We start from the raw sequence: 14,541 nt of genomic DNA on the forward strand, positions 1-14,541 counted from the left end.
CCGATGAAGCCGTCTGCCATCCGCCGGGCGGGCTGTCCTGGTGCCGGTGCAGGCGGTACACTGCGCGCCGCTCGTGGCCATGTCGGTCGCGGCAATGGGTTCCCTAACCCCATTCCACGAAAAAGGACATGCCATGACCCTGCTTCCCGCATCGGTCAGCCGCGCCGTATTGGCTGCGCTGATCGCGTTTCACATCCTCATCATCATCGCCAGCAACTACCTGGTGCAGCTGCCGATCACCCTTTTCGGCTGGCACACCACCTGGGGCGCGTTCAGCTTTCCATTCATCTTCCTGGCGACCGACCTGACCGTCAGGCTGATCGGCAAGCACGCCGCGCGGGTGGTGATCGCCCGGGTGATGGTGCCGGCACTGGTCGCGTCCTACATCGTCTCGGTGCTGTTCCACGAGGGCGCATTCGGTGGCGTGGCGGCCCTCGGCGAATTCAACCTGTTCGTGTTCCGCATCGCCCTGGCCAGCTTCCTGGCCTACGTGCTTGGGCAACTGCTCGATATTCAGGTGTTCGACCGCTTGCGCAGGCTGAAGCACTGGTGGGTCGCACCGGCAGCCTCCAGCGTGTTCGGCCAGGCCATGGATACCCTGGCGTTCTTCTCCATTGCCTTTTGGCAGAGCAGTGACCCCTTCATGGCGGCCAACTGGGTGGAGATCGCCGTGGTCGACTACGTGATCAAGCTGGCGGTCAGCCTGATCCTGTTCGTGCCGCTGTATGGCGTGCTGCTTGGCGCCATCGTGAAGAGGCTGCCGCAGCGTACCGTGGTGAACTGAACCATCATCAGACGAAAACGCCGGAGCCCCTCAGGGTGTCCGGCGTTTTTCGTTGCGACGTTGATGACTTAGCGAGTAGGCATGGCCACCGGCAACGCCTGCAGGCGCGACAGATGCAAGGCCACGGCCAGGGACACCAGCAGCAGCGAGCCGATGAACAGACCCAGGCCGTCCCAGCCGCCAGCCTGCCAGAACACGCCGCCCAGGGTGCCGGCGACGCTGGAACCCAGGTAGTAGCAGAACAGGTACAGCGATGAGGCCTGGCCCTTGGCCTGGGTGGCGCGGCGGCCGATCCAGCTGCTCGACACCGAGTGGGCGCCGAAGAAGCCGAAGGTGAACAGCAGCATGCCGACCAGGATGACCGGCAACACATCGAACAGGGTCAGCACCAGACCCGCCAGCATCAGGCCGATCACCGCCCAGAGCACCTTGCGACGGCCCAGTTTGTCGGCCAGAGCGCCGATCTGCGCGGAGCTGTAGATACCCGACAGATAAACCACCGAGAGCAGGCCGATACTGGTCTGGTCGAGTTTGAACGGTGCTTCGATCAGGCGGTACCCGATGTAGTTGAACATCGTCACGAAGGCGCCCATCAGCAGGAAACCCTGCAGGAACAGCCACGGCAGGCCGGCATCGCGGAATTGCAGGGTGTAGCCCTGCAGCAGGCTGCGCGGGCGCAACGAGCGAGGACGGAAGTTGCGGGATTCGGGCAGCAGGCGCCAAAACAGCGCACCGGCCAGCAGGCCCAGGCCGCCGAGCGTGCCCAGCACGGCGTGCCAGGACATGAAGTCCACCAGTACGCCGCTGAGCAGACGGCCACTCATGCCGCCGATGGCGTTGCCGCCGATATATACGCCCATGGCCAGGCCCAGGTGCAGCGGGTCGATTTCCTCGCTCAGGTAGCTCATGGCCACGGCGGCCAGGCCGCTGAGGGCCAGGCCGACCAGTGCGCGCATCACCAGCACGCCTTCCCAGGTCGGCATCAGCGCGCTGCCGACGGTGAACACGGCAGCGGCGAGCAGCGAGACGACCATCACCGGCTTGCGCCCGAGTGCGTCGGACAGTGGCCCGGTTATCAACAGGCCGACGGCCAGGGTGATGGTGGAAACCGACAGGATCAGGCTGCTTTGCGCGGCGCTGAGCTCGAACTGCTGCGCCAGCATCGGCATCATCGGCTGCACGCAATAGAGCAGGGCGAAGGTGGCGAAACCACCGGAGCACATGGCGAGAATGGTGCGCAGGAAGGCGCGGGTGCCTTTCTGGATATAAACAGGCTCTGCGGCGAGGCTGCGGCGGGCAGGCTGCTCACTGCTGGCGGGCACGCACTCGTTGGGTGCGTGTGGAACGGGCTGACTCATTACGACCTCTTGAAAACTCGATTCCCAGGCGAAACGCTGCCGTATGCACTGGCGGATGCCGGCATGGCTTGGTTTTTTGTAATTGGGAATGGTCACAAGGATAAATAGGCGAGCAAGTTCTTTCCAATATAATATTCGACACGATCGATATGTTTTACGACCTATGGAGAATTCATGGAGCTGCGCCATCTGCGTTACTTCGTGGCCGTCGCCGAAGAGCTGCATTTCGGCCGCGCCGCTGAGCTGCTGGGCATTTCCCAGCCACCGCTGAGCCAGCAGATACAGGCGCTGGAACAGGAACTCGGGGTGCGTCTGTTCGAGCGCAGCAACCGCCATGTGGCGCTCACCGATGCCGGGCGACTGTTTCTCGAGGAGACCCGGCAGACCCTGGCCCAGGTCAGCAAGTCGGTGGATGTGGTGCGCCGCGCCGAACAGGGCGAGATCGGCGAGTTGCAGATCGGCTTCACCGCATCGGCGCCGTTCGTGTCGATCATCCCGCGGGCGGTGTTCGCCTTTCGCCAGGCGTTTCCGGCGGTGCACCTCAACCTGCAGGAAATGACCAGCCGCCAGGTCAGCCAGGCGCTGCTGGAAAAGAAATTGCAGATCGGCATGATTCGCCCGCTGGAGTTGCCCGCCGAGCTGGACGCCGTGGAGCTGCTCAGCGAACCGCTGGTGGCGCTGCTGCATGCTGGTCATCCGCTGGCCGGCGAGCAGGATCGGGGGCTGGCCCTGGCCGAACTGGCTGATGAGCCTTTCGTGTACTTTCCACGCAATTACGGCTCAGGTCTGTATGGCCAGTTCTTCAACCTGGCCCGGCAGGCCGGCTTCACCCCGCGGGTCACTCAGGAGGCTCACGAAGCGCTGACCATCATCGGCCTGGTGGCCGCGGGCCTCGGGGTGTCCGTGCTACCGGCCTCGTTCCGGCGCATCCGCATCGACGGCGTGGTGTTCCGCACCCTGATGGATGCCGATGCCACCACCGCGGTATGGCTGGTCAAGCGGCGCCAGGAACGCTCGCCGCTGGCGCAGGCCTTTATCGATCTGCTGACTCGGGAAGTGCAGGCGCGCAAATAGATGGGGCTCAATGGCTTTCGGTAGCCCGGGTAGAGCGCCGCGAGATCCGGGAACGAGTACCTGGGTATCGCTGCCCTCAACCCAGGCTACGGGCTGGAGGCTGCGCACCGCGTCGCGACTCAAGCGCTGGCGTTCTTGTCCAGCTTGCGCAGGAACACGCTCATTTCCTTTTCCGCCTGCTTGTCGCCCTTGGCTTGTGCGGCTTGCAGGCCGCTTTGCCAGGCGCTGCGGGCGGCGTCCGGGTTGCCGGCGGCCTGGTGGGCTTTGCCGAGCAATTTCCATGCGGCCGAGTACTGCGGGTCGTGTTCGACGCAGCGCTGCAGGTGTTCGGCGGCCTTCGCGGCCTCGCCGGCATCCAGATATCCCTTGCCCAGGCCGAAGCGCAGTAGCGAGTTATCCACACCCTTGGCGAGCATCTTTTCCAGTGCTTCGGTGCTCATGGCGCCTCCTTCGTCGGCAGCTTCAAGCGGCAAGCCTCACGCGGCATGTAAAGCGCTCGGGGCTGGCCACTCAAAAAAACGTCAGTCCGACCTGGAACAGCCGTTCCACGTCGCGAATGTGCTTCTTGTCCATCAGGAACAGGATCACGTGGTCGCCGGACTCGATCACCGTCACGTCATGGGCGATCAGCACTTCTTCGTCGCGGATGATCGCGCCGATGGTGGTGCCAGGCGGCAGCGAGATTTCCTTGATGGCCTTGCCGACCACCTTGCTCGAGCGCGCGTCACCGTGGGCGATGACTTCGATGGCTTCGGCGGCGCCGCGGCGCAGTGAGTGCACGCTCTCGATATCGCCACGACGCACGTGGGTCAGCAGGCTGCCGATGGTCGCCAATTGCGGGCTGATCGCGATGTCGATCTCGCCGCCCTGAATCAGGTCGACGTAGGCCGGGTTGTTGATCAGCGTCATCACCTTGCGCGCGCCCAGGCGCTTGGCCAGCAGCGAGGACATGATGTTGGCTTCATCGTCGTTGGTCAGGGCCAGGAAGATGTCGGCATCCTTGATGTTCTCTTCCACCAGCAGGTCGCGATCGGAGGAGCTGCCTTGCAGCACGATGGTGCTTTCCAGGTTCTCCGAGAGGTAGCGGCAGCGCGCCGGGTTCATCTCGATGATCTTGACCTGATAGCGGCTTTCGATGGCTTCGGCCAGGCGCTCGCCGATGTGCCCGCCACCGGCGATCACCACGCGCTTGTAGCTTTCCTCGAGGCGACGCATCTCGCTCATCACCGCGCGAATGTCGGCCTTGGCGGCGATGAAGAACACTTCGTCATCGGCTTCGATCACCGTATCGCCCTGGGGCATGATCGCCCGGTCGCGACGGAAGATCGCCGCCACCCGGGTATCGACCTTGGGCATGTGCTCGCGCAGCTGGCGCAGTTGCTGGCCGACCAGCGGGCCGCCGTAGTAGGCCTTGACCGCCACCAGTTGCGCCTTGCCGTCGGCGAAGTCGATGACCTGCAGGGCGCCGGGGTATTCGATCAGGCGCTTGATGTAGTTGGTCACCACCTGCTCGGGGCTGATCAGCACGTCGACCGGAATCGCCTCGTTGTCGAACAGCGCTTCGCGGGTCAGGTAGGCCGCTTCGCGGACGCGGGCGATGCGCGTCGGCGTGTGGAACAGGGTATAGGCGACCTGGCAGGCGACCATGTTGACTTCATCGCTGTTGGTCACCGCCACCAGCATGTCGGCATCGTCGGCACCGGCCTGACGCAGTACGGTCGGGAACGAGCCCTTGCCTTGGACGGTACGGATGTCGAGGCGGTCGCCGAGGTCGCGCAGGCGGTCACCGTCGGTGTCCACCACGGTGATGTCATTGGCTTCGCTGGCCAGGTGCTCGGCCAGCGTTCCGCCCACTTGGCCTGCGCCGAGGATGATGATCTTCATCGGGGTGCTCCAGCAGCTGCGATCTTGATCAGCTTGGCATAGTAGAAGCCGTCGTGGCCGTCCTGCTGGGCGAGCAGTTGCCGGCCATGGAGCTGTTGCAGGCCGAACGGGCCGGCGATGTCGAGTTCGCGGGCACCTGGCGTACGTTCCAGAAACGCGCCGATCACCTCGGTATTTTCCGTCGGCAGGGTCGAGCAGGTGGCGTAGAGCAGCATGCCGCCGACTTCCAGCGTGGGCCACAGTGCGTCGAGCAGTTCGCCCTGCAGGTTGGCCAGCGCCGGAATGTCGTCGGGCTGACGGGTCAGCTTGATGTCGGGGTGGCGACGGATCACCCCGGTGGCCGAGCAGGGCGCATCGAGGAGAATGCGCTGGAACGCCTTGCCGTCCCACCAGGCAGCGGTATCGCGGCCATCGGCGGCGATCAGGGTGGCATCGAGCTGCAGGCGATCGAGGTTCTCGCGCACGCGCAGCAGGCGTTTGGCTTCCAGGTCCACGGCGACCACCTGTTGCAACCCGGGCTCGGCTTCGAGCAGGTGGCAGGTTTTGCCACCGGGGGCGGCGCAGGCGTCCAGCACGCGTTGCCCGGGCGCCAGTTGCAGCAGATCGGCAGCCAGCTGCGCGGCTTCGTCCTGCACGCTGACATGCCCCTCGGCGAACCCTGGCAGCAGGGTCACGTCGCAGGCTTGCAGCAAGCGGATGCCATCGCGACTGAAGGTGCAGGGCTCGGCTTCGAAACCGACCTGGCGCAGCCGAGCGAGATAGTCATCGCGGCTGCCGTGGCGACGGTTGACCCGCAGGATCAGCGGCGGGTGGGCGTTATTGGCTGCGCAGATCGCCTGCCAGTGTTCGGGCCAGAATGCCTTGAGCTGTTTTTGCAGCCAGCGCGGATGAGCGGTGTGCAGCACCGGGTCGCGATCCAGTTCTTTGATCAGGCTCTCGCTGTCGCGCTGGGCGTTGCGCAGCACGGCATTGAGCAGGCCCTTGGCCGAGGTCTTCTTCAGCTTGTCGACGCAGCCAACCGTCTCGCCGATGGCCGCGTGGGCGGGAATGCGTGTGTAGAACAGTTGGTAGAGGCCAATCAGCAGCAGGGCTTCGAGGTCGCGGTCGCCATCCTTGAAAGGCTTGCGCAGCAGCTTGTCGGCGATCAGCGCCAGACGTGGCTGCCAGCGCGCGGCGCCGAAGGCCAGGTCCTGAGCGAGGCCACGGTCGCGTGCCTCGACCTTGTCGAGCAGCGGCGGCAGGCTGCTACCCAGCGACGCCTTGCCTTCGAGTACCGCCGCCAGGGCGCGGGCGGCTGCCAGCCTGGGGTTCATACCAGCACCGTGCCGACGGCGAACTGCTCACGGCGGCTGTTGTACAGGTCAGCGAAGTTCAGCGCCTTGCCGCCAGGCAGTTGCAGGCGGGTAAGCAGCAGGGCGCTTGCGCCACAGGCGACGGTCAGGCCGTCCTTGCTGGCGGCGAGGATCTCGCCGGGCTGGCCCTGACCGTCAGCGAGGCGGGCGGCCAGCACCTTGAGCGGCGCGTCGTTCAGGGTGCTGTGGCAGATCGGCCAGGGGTTGAAGGCGCGGATCAGTCGCTCCAGCTCATCGGCCGTGCGGCTCCAGTCGAGGCGCGCTTCGTCCTTGTTGAGCTTGTGGGCGTAGTTGGCCTGGGCGTCGTCCTGTACTTCGCCCATCAGCGTGCCACTGGCCAGACCGGCGATGGCGTCGACCACTGCCGGCGGGCCGAGCTCGGCCAGCCGGTCATGCAGGCTGCCGCCGGTGTCGTCGGCAGTGATTGGCGTACGCACCTTGAGGAGCATCGGCCCGGTATCCAGACCCGCTTCCATCTGCATCACGGTGACGCCACTTTCTGCGTCGCCAGCCTGTACCGCACGCTGGATCGGCGCGGCACCCCGCCAGCGAGGCAGCAGGGACGCATGGCTGTTGATGCAGCCGAAGCGCGGGATGTCGAGCACCACCTGAGGCAGGATCAGCCCGTAGGCGACCACCACCAGCAGGTCCGGCGCCAGCGCGGCGAGCTCCGCCTGCGCCGCGGCGTCACGCAGGCTCGGCGGCTGCAGCACGGCAATGTCGTGTTCCAGGGCAAGCTGCTTGACCGGGCTGGGCATGAGTTTCTGTCCGCGGCCCGCCGGACGATCCGGCTGGGTGTACACCGCGATGATCTGGTGCGGCGTGTCGAGCAGCGCCTTGAGGTGGGCGGCGGCGAATTCCGGGGTGCCGGCGAATACGATACGCAGAGCTTCGGTCATGGTGTCTCGCTGTTGCTCGGGAGCGCTGGGCGCTGCAGCTGAAAAAGAAAAGGCTTGCCGTGGCAAGCCTTTGCAGAGGGTGGCGTCACACCTGCTGGCGGTGCTGCTTTTCCAGCTTCTTCTTGATGCGGTCGCGCTTGAGCGTAGACAGGTAGTCGACGAACAGCTTGCCGTTGAGGTGATCGCATTCGTGCTGGATGCACACGGCCAACAGACCTTCGGCGATCATCTCGAACGGCTTGCCGTCACGGTCCAGGGCATTGATCTTGACCTTCTGCGGACGGTCGACGTTCTCGTAGAAGCCGGGCACCGACAGGCAGCCTTCCTGGTACTGATCCATTTCCTCGGTGAGCGATTCGAAGGCCGGGTTGATGAACACCAGCGGCTCGCTCTTGTCCTCGGACAGGTCCATGACCACCACGCGCTTGTGCACATTCACCTGGGTCGCGGCGAGGCCGATACCGGGGGCGTCATACATGGTTTCGAACATGTCATCGATCAATTGACGCAGGCCGTCATCGACCACGTCCACCGGTTTGGCGATGGTACGCAGGCGCGGATCGGGAAATTCGAGGATGTTTAAAATCGCCATATGCGTTTGTGATGCACTTGTGGAATAAATTCAAAATCCGCTGCTAAGATGACGGCAGCATCGAAAAACGGCTTCACGCCGCGGTTTTACTGGGTTCTGTCGCGGCGCTAGGGCGCTTCACGCGAAGCCACATAATAAAGGGATTCACCGCATGAGGAAATCACTACTCGCCCTGCTGCTGGTCGCCGCGAGCGGTCTGGCAGTCGCCGAGGTGCAACTCAAGGAAGGCCACCCCGATCGTTACACGGTCGTGAAGGGCGATACCCTCTGGGATATTTCCGGCAAGTTCCTGCGACAGCCCTGGAAATGGCCGGAAATCTGGCATGCCAACCCACAGGTGGAAAACCCTCACCTGATCTACCCGGGTGATCTGTTGAGCCTGGTCTACATCGACGGCCAACCACGCCTGATGTTGGGCCGGGGCGAGTCGCGCGGCACCATCAAGCTGTCGCCGAAGGTTCGCAGCACGCCGATGGCCGAAGCCATTCCGACCATTCCGCTGGAAGCGATCAACAGCTTCCTGCTCAAGAACCGCATCGTCGATAGCCCGGAACAGTTCCAGGGCGCACCCTACATCGTCGCCGGCAATGCCGAGCGCGTGGTCAGTGGTGCGGGTGACCGCGTCTACGCCCGTGGCAGCTTCGACCCGGCCGAGCCGGTGTATGGCATCTTCCGTCAGGGCAAGACCTACACCGATCCGGACACCAAGGAATTTCTCGGCATCAACGCCGACGACATCGGTGGCGGCGAAATCGTCGCCGAGGAAGAGGGCGTGGGTACCCTCAACCTGACCCGTACCACTCAGGAAGTTCGCAACGGCGACCGCCTGTTCCCCACCGAGGAACGGGCGATCAACTCGACGTTCATGCCCAGCGAGCCGACTACCGAAATCAAGGGCCTGATTCTCGATGTGCCGCGTGGCGTCAGCCAGATCGGCCAGTTCGACGTGGTCACCCTGAACAAGGGCGCCCGTGACGGTCTGGAGATCGGTAACGTACTGGCCGTCTACAAGACGGGCGAGACCGTGCGTGATCGCGTCACCGGCGAGTCGGTGAAGATTCCTGATGAACGTGCCGGCCTGCTCATGGTGTTCCGCACCTACGACAAGCTCAGCTACGGACTGATCCTCAACGCCTCGCGGCAGTTGGCGGTGATGGACAAGGTACGCAATCCGTAACACCTACAAGCCCCGCCAACGCGGGGCTTGTGCTATTCGATAAGGCCCACGATCAAGGATGATCCGCCATGTCGCTCTCGCTGTCTCCCGCCGAACTTGAAGCCCGCCTGCGCCTGCATTGTCTGCCGGAGCTGGGGCCGAAGCGTTTTCACAAATTGCTCAGTGCTTTCGACAGTGCCTCTGCCGCCCTCAGCGCGCCGGCCAGTGCCTGGCGCTCTCTTGGCTTGCCGCTGGCCTGTGCAGACGCGCGGCGCAGTGCTCAAGTGCGTGAGCGGGCGCGGCTTAGCCTGGAGTGGTTACAGGTGCCCGATCAGCAACTGCTGATGTGGGATGACCCGCGCTATCCCGCTTTGCTGGCAGAAATCCCCGACGCACCACCGCTACTGTTCGTTGCCGGTGACCCGGCATTGCTCGAGCGCCCGCAATTGGCCATGGTCGGCAGCCGCCGGGCGTCTAAGCCGGGCCTGGATACCGCGCACCGTTTCGCTCGCAGCCTGGCCCGCGGTGGTTTCGTGATCACCAGCGGGCTGGCGCTGGGCATCGACGGGGCGGCGCATCAGGGTGCGCTGGATGTGGGCGGGCACACCGTCGCTGTGCTCGGTACGGGTTTGCAGTGTCTGTATCCGGCACGCCACAAACGCCTGGCCCGGGACATCATCGACGGTGGCGGGGCACTGGTCTCCGAACTACCGCTGGATTCGCCACCCCAGGCGAGCAATTTTCCACGCCGCAATCGAATCATCAGTGGCCTGTCCCTGGGCGTGCTGGTGGTCGAGGCCAGCCCGTCGAGTGGCTCGCTGATCACCGCACGTATCGCGGCGGAGCAGGGGCGCGAGGTGTATGCGATTCCCGGCTCCATTCATCATCCGGGTGCCAAGGGCTGCCATCAGCTGATTCGTGACGGTGCCACGCTGGTAGAAAGCATCGACCACATCCTCGAAGCCCTGCGCGGCTGGCAGGCGCCCGCTGCCGAGCATGCGGTGGTTACCGAAACGGCTCCGCAGGCGCCAGCCCATCCACTGTTGGCGCTGTTGCATGCGGCGCCCCACAGCAGTGAAGCGCTTGCCCACTCCAGCGGCTGGCCACTGCCAGAAGTACTGGCCGCATTGACCGAGCTCGAGCTGGATGGGCGGGTTGCCTGCGAAGCCGGGCTTTGGGTGGGCTGCAAGGCGTAATACACTGCGGCCAGTGTTTTCCGGGGGAGATATCCATGATCACCAGTTGGCAGGTTCAGCAGGCAGCGCGTGTGGTACGCGCCGGCGGCGTCATCGCCTATCCGACCGAAGCGGTCTGGGGGCTTGGCTGCGATCCCTGGGATGAAATGGCGGTGGACCGTCTGCTGGCGCTGAAGGAACGGCCCGTGCGCAAGGGGCTGATTCTGGTGGCCGACAACATCCGCCAGTTCGACTTTCTGCTCGAGGATCTGCCCGAGATCTGGCAGGACCGCCTGGCCAGCACATGGCCCGGCCCGAATACCTGGCTGGTGCCACACCAGGATCGCCTGCCGGAGTGGATCACCGGTGAGCACGACAGCGTTGCCCTGCGCGTCAGCGACCACCCGCGGGTACGCGAGTTGTGTGCTCTGACCGGACCACTGGTGTCGACCTCCGCCAATCCCGCCGGCCGCCCTGCCGCGCGCTCGCGGCTACGGGTCGAGCAGTACTTTCCAAGGCAATTGGACGCCGTGCTGGGCGGCGCCCTGGGCGGGCGCCGTAATCCCAGCGTGATTCGTGACCTGGTGACCGGCGACGTGCGCAGGCCAGCCTGATTAAAAGCCACCGGCCGTGCTCGCTCCCATACTGTCGGCCGTCGGATTTGGTGGGCTGAAGCCCACCCTATGCCACGCCCACATGCCCTGTAGGGTGGGCCGGGCGGCGATCCGCTTCAGCCCACCGATGGCTCGATCAGCGCTCGCTCGAGGGGACGCAGAGCGCCCCTGAAGCTGAGCGCAGGGAGCGATTCAATGCCACCCCTACGGATCCCATGGCCAGGCGCTCAGGGCAACAGAATGGTCGAGCCGGTGGTCTGCCGGTCGCTCAGCAGGGTCTGTGCGGTGGCCGCTTCGCTCAGTGGATAACGCTGGCCGATCTCGGCGTCGAGTTTGCCCTTGGCGATCATGCCGAACAGTTCGTCAGCCATCTTTTGCAGGCGCTCCGGCGTATCCGCGTAGCTGGCCAGGGTCGGGCGGGTGACGTACAGCGAGCCCTTCTGCGAGAGGATGCCCAGGTTGACTCCCGTCACCGCACCGGACGCATTGCCGAAGCTGACCAGCAGGCCGCGTGGCGCCACGCAGTCCAGAGAGGTTTCCCAGGTGTCCTTGCCGACGCCATCGTAGACCACCGGGCATTTCTTGCCATCGGTCAGTTCCAGCACGCGCTGGGCAACGTTTTCATGGCTGTAGTCGATGGTCGCCCAGGCGCCCTGTTGCATTGCACGCTCGGCCTTCTTTGCCGAACTCACTGTACCGATCAGCTTGACGCCCAGGGCCTTGGCCCATTGGCAGGCGAACGAGCCGACGCCCCCTGCGGCAGCGTGGAACAGAACGATGTCGCCGCTCTTCAGTTCGGCGGTCTGGCGCAGCAGGTACTGCACGGTCAGCCCCTTGAGCATCACCGCTGCAGCTTGCTCGAAGCTGATGGCGTCGGGCAGCTTGACCAGCTTTTCCGCTGGCAGCACATGCAGCTCGCTGTAGCCGCCCAGTGGGCCGGTGGCGTAGGCCACGCGGTCGCCCACCTGGAAGTCCTTCACCTCGGAACCGATCGCGTCGACGAAACCGGCACCCTCGGTACCCAGGCTGGACGGCAGCGAAGGGGGCGCATACAGGCCATTGCGGAAGTAGGTATCGATGAAGTTCAGGCCGATGGCCTGGTTGTGCACACGCACCTCGTGGGGGCCAGGGGCGGCCGGCTGGTAGTCGACGTATTCGAGTACCTCGGGGCCACCGTGGCGACTGAACTGGATGCGTTTGGCCATCGTCTTGCTCCTGCATGAAGGTGAGTGCAATAGACCCCGAATCCACCAGGGCGTTGAACGGTTTTTTCTTCAGCGGTCGAACGTCGCATCTGCCGTTGACCCGCGTCAACTGCAGAGCGCCGACACCCGGTGATATGCTGGCCGCCGATTTCACCCGACGTACGTGACACAAGGTGCCCCCGTGAGTAACCAGACCGAGGCCGTCAAAGCCTACCTGCTCGACCTGCAAGACCGTATCTGTACTGCCCTGCAAGCCGAGGATGGCCAGGGCCACTTCATCGAAGACGCCTGGCAGCGTCCGGGCGGCGGCGGCGGGCGTACGCGGGTGATCGGCGACGGCGCGGTGATCGAGAAGGGTGGGGTGAATTTCTCCCACGTGTTCGGCGACAGCCTGCCGCCGTCGGCCAGTGCCCATCGCCCGGAGTTGGCAGGGCGCGGCTTCCAGGCCCTTGGCGTGTCTCTGGTGATCCACCCGCACAATCCCCATGTGCCGACTTCCCACGCCAACGTGCGTTTCTTCAGCGCCGAGAAGGAAGGCGAAGAGCCGGTCTGGTGGTTCGGCGGTGGTTTCGACCTGACCCCCTATTACGGCAACGAAGAGGACTGCGTGCATTGGCACCGGGTTGCCGAGCAGGCCTGTGCGCCTTTCGGCGCCGATGTCTATCCGCGCTACAAGGCCTGGTGCGATCGCTACTTCCACCTCAAGCACCGCGGTGAACCACGTGGCATCGGCGGGCTGTTCTTCGATGACCTCAACGAGTGGGATTTCGACACCTGTTTCGCGTTCATCCGCGCCATCGGCGACGCCTACATCGAGGCTTACCTGCCCATCGTGCAGCGCCGCAAGGCCATGCCCTTCACCCCGGCACAGCGCGAGTTTCAGGAGTATCGTCGCGGCCGCTACGTGGAGTTCAATCTGGTCTATGACCGCGGCACCCTGTTCGGTTTGCAGTCGGGCGGGCGTACCGAGTCGATTCTCATGTCGCTGCCACCGCAGGTGCGCTGGGGGTATGACTGGAAAGCGCAACCTGGCAGCGAGGAAGCACGCCTGACCGAGTATTTCCTGACTGACCGCGATTGGCTGAACGTCCAGAACCAGGCTTGAAGGTCTGCGCAAAAAGCTTCAGGCTTGCCGCCTTTGGCTTTTGCGAACGGAAATTTCATGGATCGCTACGGTGTATTCGGCAACCCAATCGGCCACAGCAAGTCGCCGCTGATCCACCGCCTGTTCGCTGAGCAGACTGGCCAGGTGTTGAGCTACGAAACGCTGCTGGCGCCGCTGGAGGATTTCGATGGTTATGCCCGGGCCTTCTTCGCCGAAGGCCATGGCGGTAACGTGACCGTGCCGTTCAAGGAGCAGGCCTATGCCCTGGCCGACAGCCTGACCGAGCGCGCGCGCCGCGCCGGTGCGGTGAATACCCTGAAGAAGCTCGATGACGGCAGTCTGCTCGGTGACAATACCGACGGTGCCGGTCTGGTGCGTGATCTGACCGTGAATGCCGGCATCGACCTGCGCGGCAAGCGCATTCTGCTGCTCGGTGCCGGTGGCGCGGTACGCGGCATTCTCGAACCGTTCCTGGCACAACAGCCGCAGATTCTGGTGATCGCCAACCGCACCGTGGAAAAGGCCGAGCGCCTGGCCCGGCAGTTCAGCGATCTTGGTCCCGTGGTGGCCAGTGGTTTCGACTGGATCGATGCGCCGGTGGATCTGATCATCAACGGCACCTCCGCCAGCCTGTCCGGCGCGCTGCCGCCGATCGCCGCCAGCCTTATCCAGCCGGGCCACACCTGCTGCTACGACATGATGTACGGCGCCGGCCCCACCGCCTTCAATCGCTGGGCTGCGGAGCAGGGTGCTGCACGCACCCTCGACGGCCTCGGCATGCTGGTCGAGCAGGCCGTGGAAGCCTTCCACCTGTGGCGCGGCGTACGCCCGGACAGCGCACCGGTCCTGGCCGAACTCCGTCGCCAACTGGCTGCCTAGCGGCCGGTAACCCGGTAGGGTGGGCTTCAGCCCACCAGTGCGGTATCCCGCCCTTACCCTCTGTGAGGTTGACGCCAACCGTAACGGCCAGGCGATTGGTGGGCTGAAGCCCACTCTACAGGCAGCACGCCTCGCCGCCGGTAACCCCGGTAGGGTGGGCTTCAGCCCACCAGTGCGGTATCCCGCCCTTACCCTCTGTGAGGTTGCCGCCAACCGTAACGGCCAGTCGATTGTGGACTGAAGTCCACTCTACAGGCAGCACGCCTCGCCGCCGGTAACCCCGGTAGTGTGGGCTTCAGCCCACCAGCGCGGTATCCCGCCCTTACGCTCGTCAGATTGCCGCCAGCCGTGACGGCCAGTCGATTGGTGGGCTGAAGCCCACTCTACAGGCAGCACGCCTCGCCGCCGGTAACCCCGGTAGGGTGGGCTTCAGCCCACCAGCGCGGTATCCCGCCCTTACGCTC

14 protein-coding genes are annotated in these 14,541 nt (G+C 64.6%); 7 read left to right on the forward strand and 7 right to left on the reverse strand.

What is annotated here, in order from left to right:
• Positions 1 to 133 precede the first annotated feature (133 nt).
• The gene (locus QRN22_RS19925; RefSeq protein WP_042556042.1) at positions 134 to 784 is read left to right on the forward strand and encodes a 7-cyano-7-deazaguanine/7-aminomethyl-7-deazaguanine transporter; all 651 of its coding nucleotides are present in this window, start codon (positions 134 to 136) and stop codon (positions 782 to 784) included.
• 68 nt (positions 785 to 852) lie between these two features.
• Here QRN22_RS19925 and QRN22_RS19930 read toward each other — a convergent pair whose 3' ends face one another.
• A complete protein-coding gene (locus QRN22_RS19930) occupies positions 853 to 2,142 on the reverse strand; it encodes an MFS transporter (protein WP_042556041.1) in 1,290 nt (429 codons plus the stop codon).
• Between the two features lie 174 nt (positions 2,143 to 2,316).
• Here QRN22_RS19930 and QRN22_RS19935 point away from each other — a divergent pair, with 174 nt between their 5' ends.
• A complete protein-coding gene (locus QRN22_RS19935) occupies positions 2,317 to 3,216 on the forward strand; it encodes a LysR family transcriptional regulator (protein ID WP_042556040.1) in 900 nt (299 codons plus the stop codon).
• Positions 3,217 to 3,335: 119 nt separating this feature from the next.
• On the opposite strand, the gene QRN22_RS19940 is transcribed toward QRN22_RS19935, so the two are convergent.
• The 5 genes from QRN22_RS19940 to def all read right to left on the reverse strand — a co-directional run bounded on the left by QRN22_RS19940 (position 3,336) and on the right by def (position 7,943).
• The gene (locus QRN22_RS19940) at positions 3,336 to 3,656 is read right to left on the reverse strand and encodes a tetratricopeptide repeat protein (RefSeq protein ID WP_042556039.1); all 321 of its coding nucleotides are present in this window, start codon (positions 3,654 to 3,656) and stop codon (positions 3,336 to 3,338) included.
• Between the two features lie 70 nt (positions 3,657 to 3,726).
• The gene (trkA, locus tag QRN22_RS19945) at positions 3,727 to 5,100 is read right to left on the reverse strand and encodes a Trk system potassium transporter TrkA (RefSeq protein WP_042556038.1); all 1,374 of its coding nucleotides are present in this window, start codon (positions 5,098 to 5,100) and stop codon (positions 3,727 to 3,729) included.
• Entirely contained in the window at positions 5,097 to 6,413 is a 1,317-nt protein-coding gene (rsmB, locus tag QRN22_RS19950; RefSeq protein WP_042556037.1) for a 16S rRNA (cytosine(967)-C(5))-methyltransferase RsmB, read from the reverse strand. The genes trkA and rsmB overlap by 4 nt, the downstream gene beginning before the upstream one ends.
• Positions 6,410 to 7,351: a methionyl-tRNA formyltransferase gene (gene fmt / locus QRN22_RS19955; protein WP_042556036.1), complete on the reverse strand. Its 942-nt coding sequence runs from the start codon at positions 7,349 to 7,351 to the stop codon at positions 6,410 to 6,412. The genes rsmB and fmt overlap by 4 nt, the downstream gene beginning before the upstream one ends.
• 85 nt (positions 7,352 to 7,436) lie before the next feature.
• Complete coding sequence (gene def / locus QRN22_RS19960; protein WP_042556035.1) at positions 7,437 to 7,943, reverse strand: peptide deformylase; 507 nt, start codon at positions 7,941 to 7,943, stop codon at positions 7,437 to 7,439.
• Between the two features lie 151 nt (positions 7,944 to 8,094).
• On the opposite strand from def, the gene QRN22_RS19965 reads away from it, so the two are divergent.
• The 3 genes from QRN22_RS19965 to tsaC all read left to right on the forward strand — a co-directional run bounded on the left by QRN22_RS19965 (position 8,095) and on the right by tsaC (position 10,888).
• A complete protein-coding gene (locus QRN22_RS19965; RefSeq protein WP_042556034.1) occupies positions 8,095 to 9,120 on the forward strand; it encodes a LysM peptidoglycan-binding domain-containing protein in 1,026 nt (341 codons plus the stop codon).
• A gap of 68 nt (positions 9,121 to 9,188) precedes the next feature.
• Entirely contained in the window at positions 9,189 to 10,295 is a 1,107-nt protein-coding gene (gene dprA, locus QRN22_RS19970) for a DNA-processing protein DprA (protein ID WP_042556033.1), read from the forward strand.
• Between the two features lie 35 nt (positions 10,296 to 10,330).
• Entirely contained in the window at positions 10,331 to 10,888 is a 558-nt protein-coding gene (gene tsaC / locus QRN22_RS19975; RefSeq protein WP_042556032.1) for an L-threonylcarbamoyladenylate synthase type 1 TsaC, read from the forward strand.
• Positions 10,889 to 11,115: 227 nt separating this feature from the next.
• Here the strand turns inward: tsaC and QRN22_RS19980 are convergent, their stop codons facing one another.
• Positions 11,116 to 12,093: an NADPH:quinone reductase gene (locus tag QRN22_RS19980; protein ID WP_042556031.1), complete on the reverse strand. Its 978-nt coding sequence runs from the start codon at positions 12,091 to 12,093 to the stop codon at positions 11,116 to 11,118.
• A 181-nt stretch (positions 12,094 to 12,274) separates the two neighbouring features.
• Here QRN22_RS19980 and hemF point away from each other — a divergent pair, with 181 nt between their 5' ends.
• Positions 12,275 to 13,198, forward strand: coding sequence for an oxygen-dependent coproporphyrinogen oxidase (hemF, locus tag QRN22_RS19985; protein ID WP_042556030.1), 924 nt, complete (start codon positions 12,275 to 12,277; stop codon positions 13,196 to 13,198).
• 57 nt (positions 13,199 to 13,255) lie between these two features.
• The gene (gene aroE / locus QRN22_RS19990; RefSeq protein ID WP_042556029.1) at positions 13,256 to 14,077 is read left to right on the forward strand and encodes a shikimate dehydrogenase; all 822 of its coding nucleotides are present in this window, start codon (positions 13,256 to 13,258) and stop codon (positions 14,075 to 14,077) included.
• Positions 14,078 to 14,541: the final 464 nt, after the last annotated feature.

Source organism: Pseudomonas sp. MEJ086, from assembly GCF_030209025.1.
Lineage (GTDB): Bacteria > Pseudomonadota > Gammaproteobacteria > Pseudomonadales > Pseudomonadaceae > Aquipseudomonas > Aquipseudomonas fulva_A.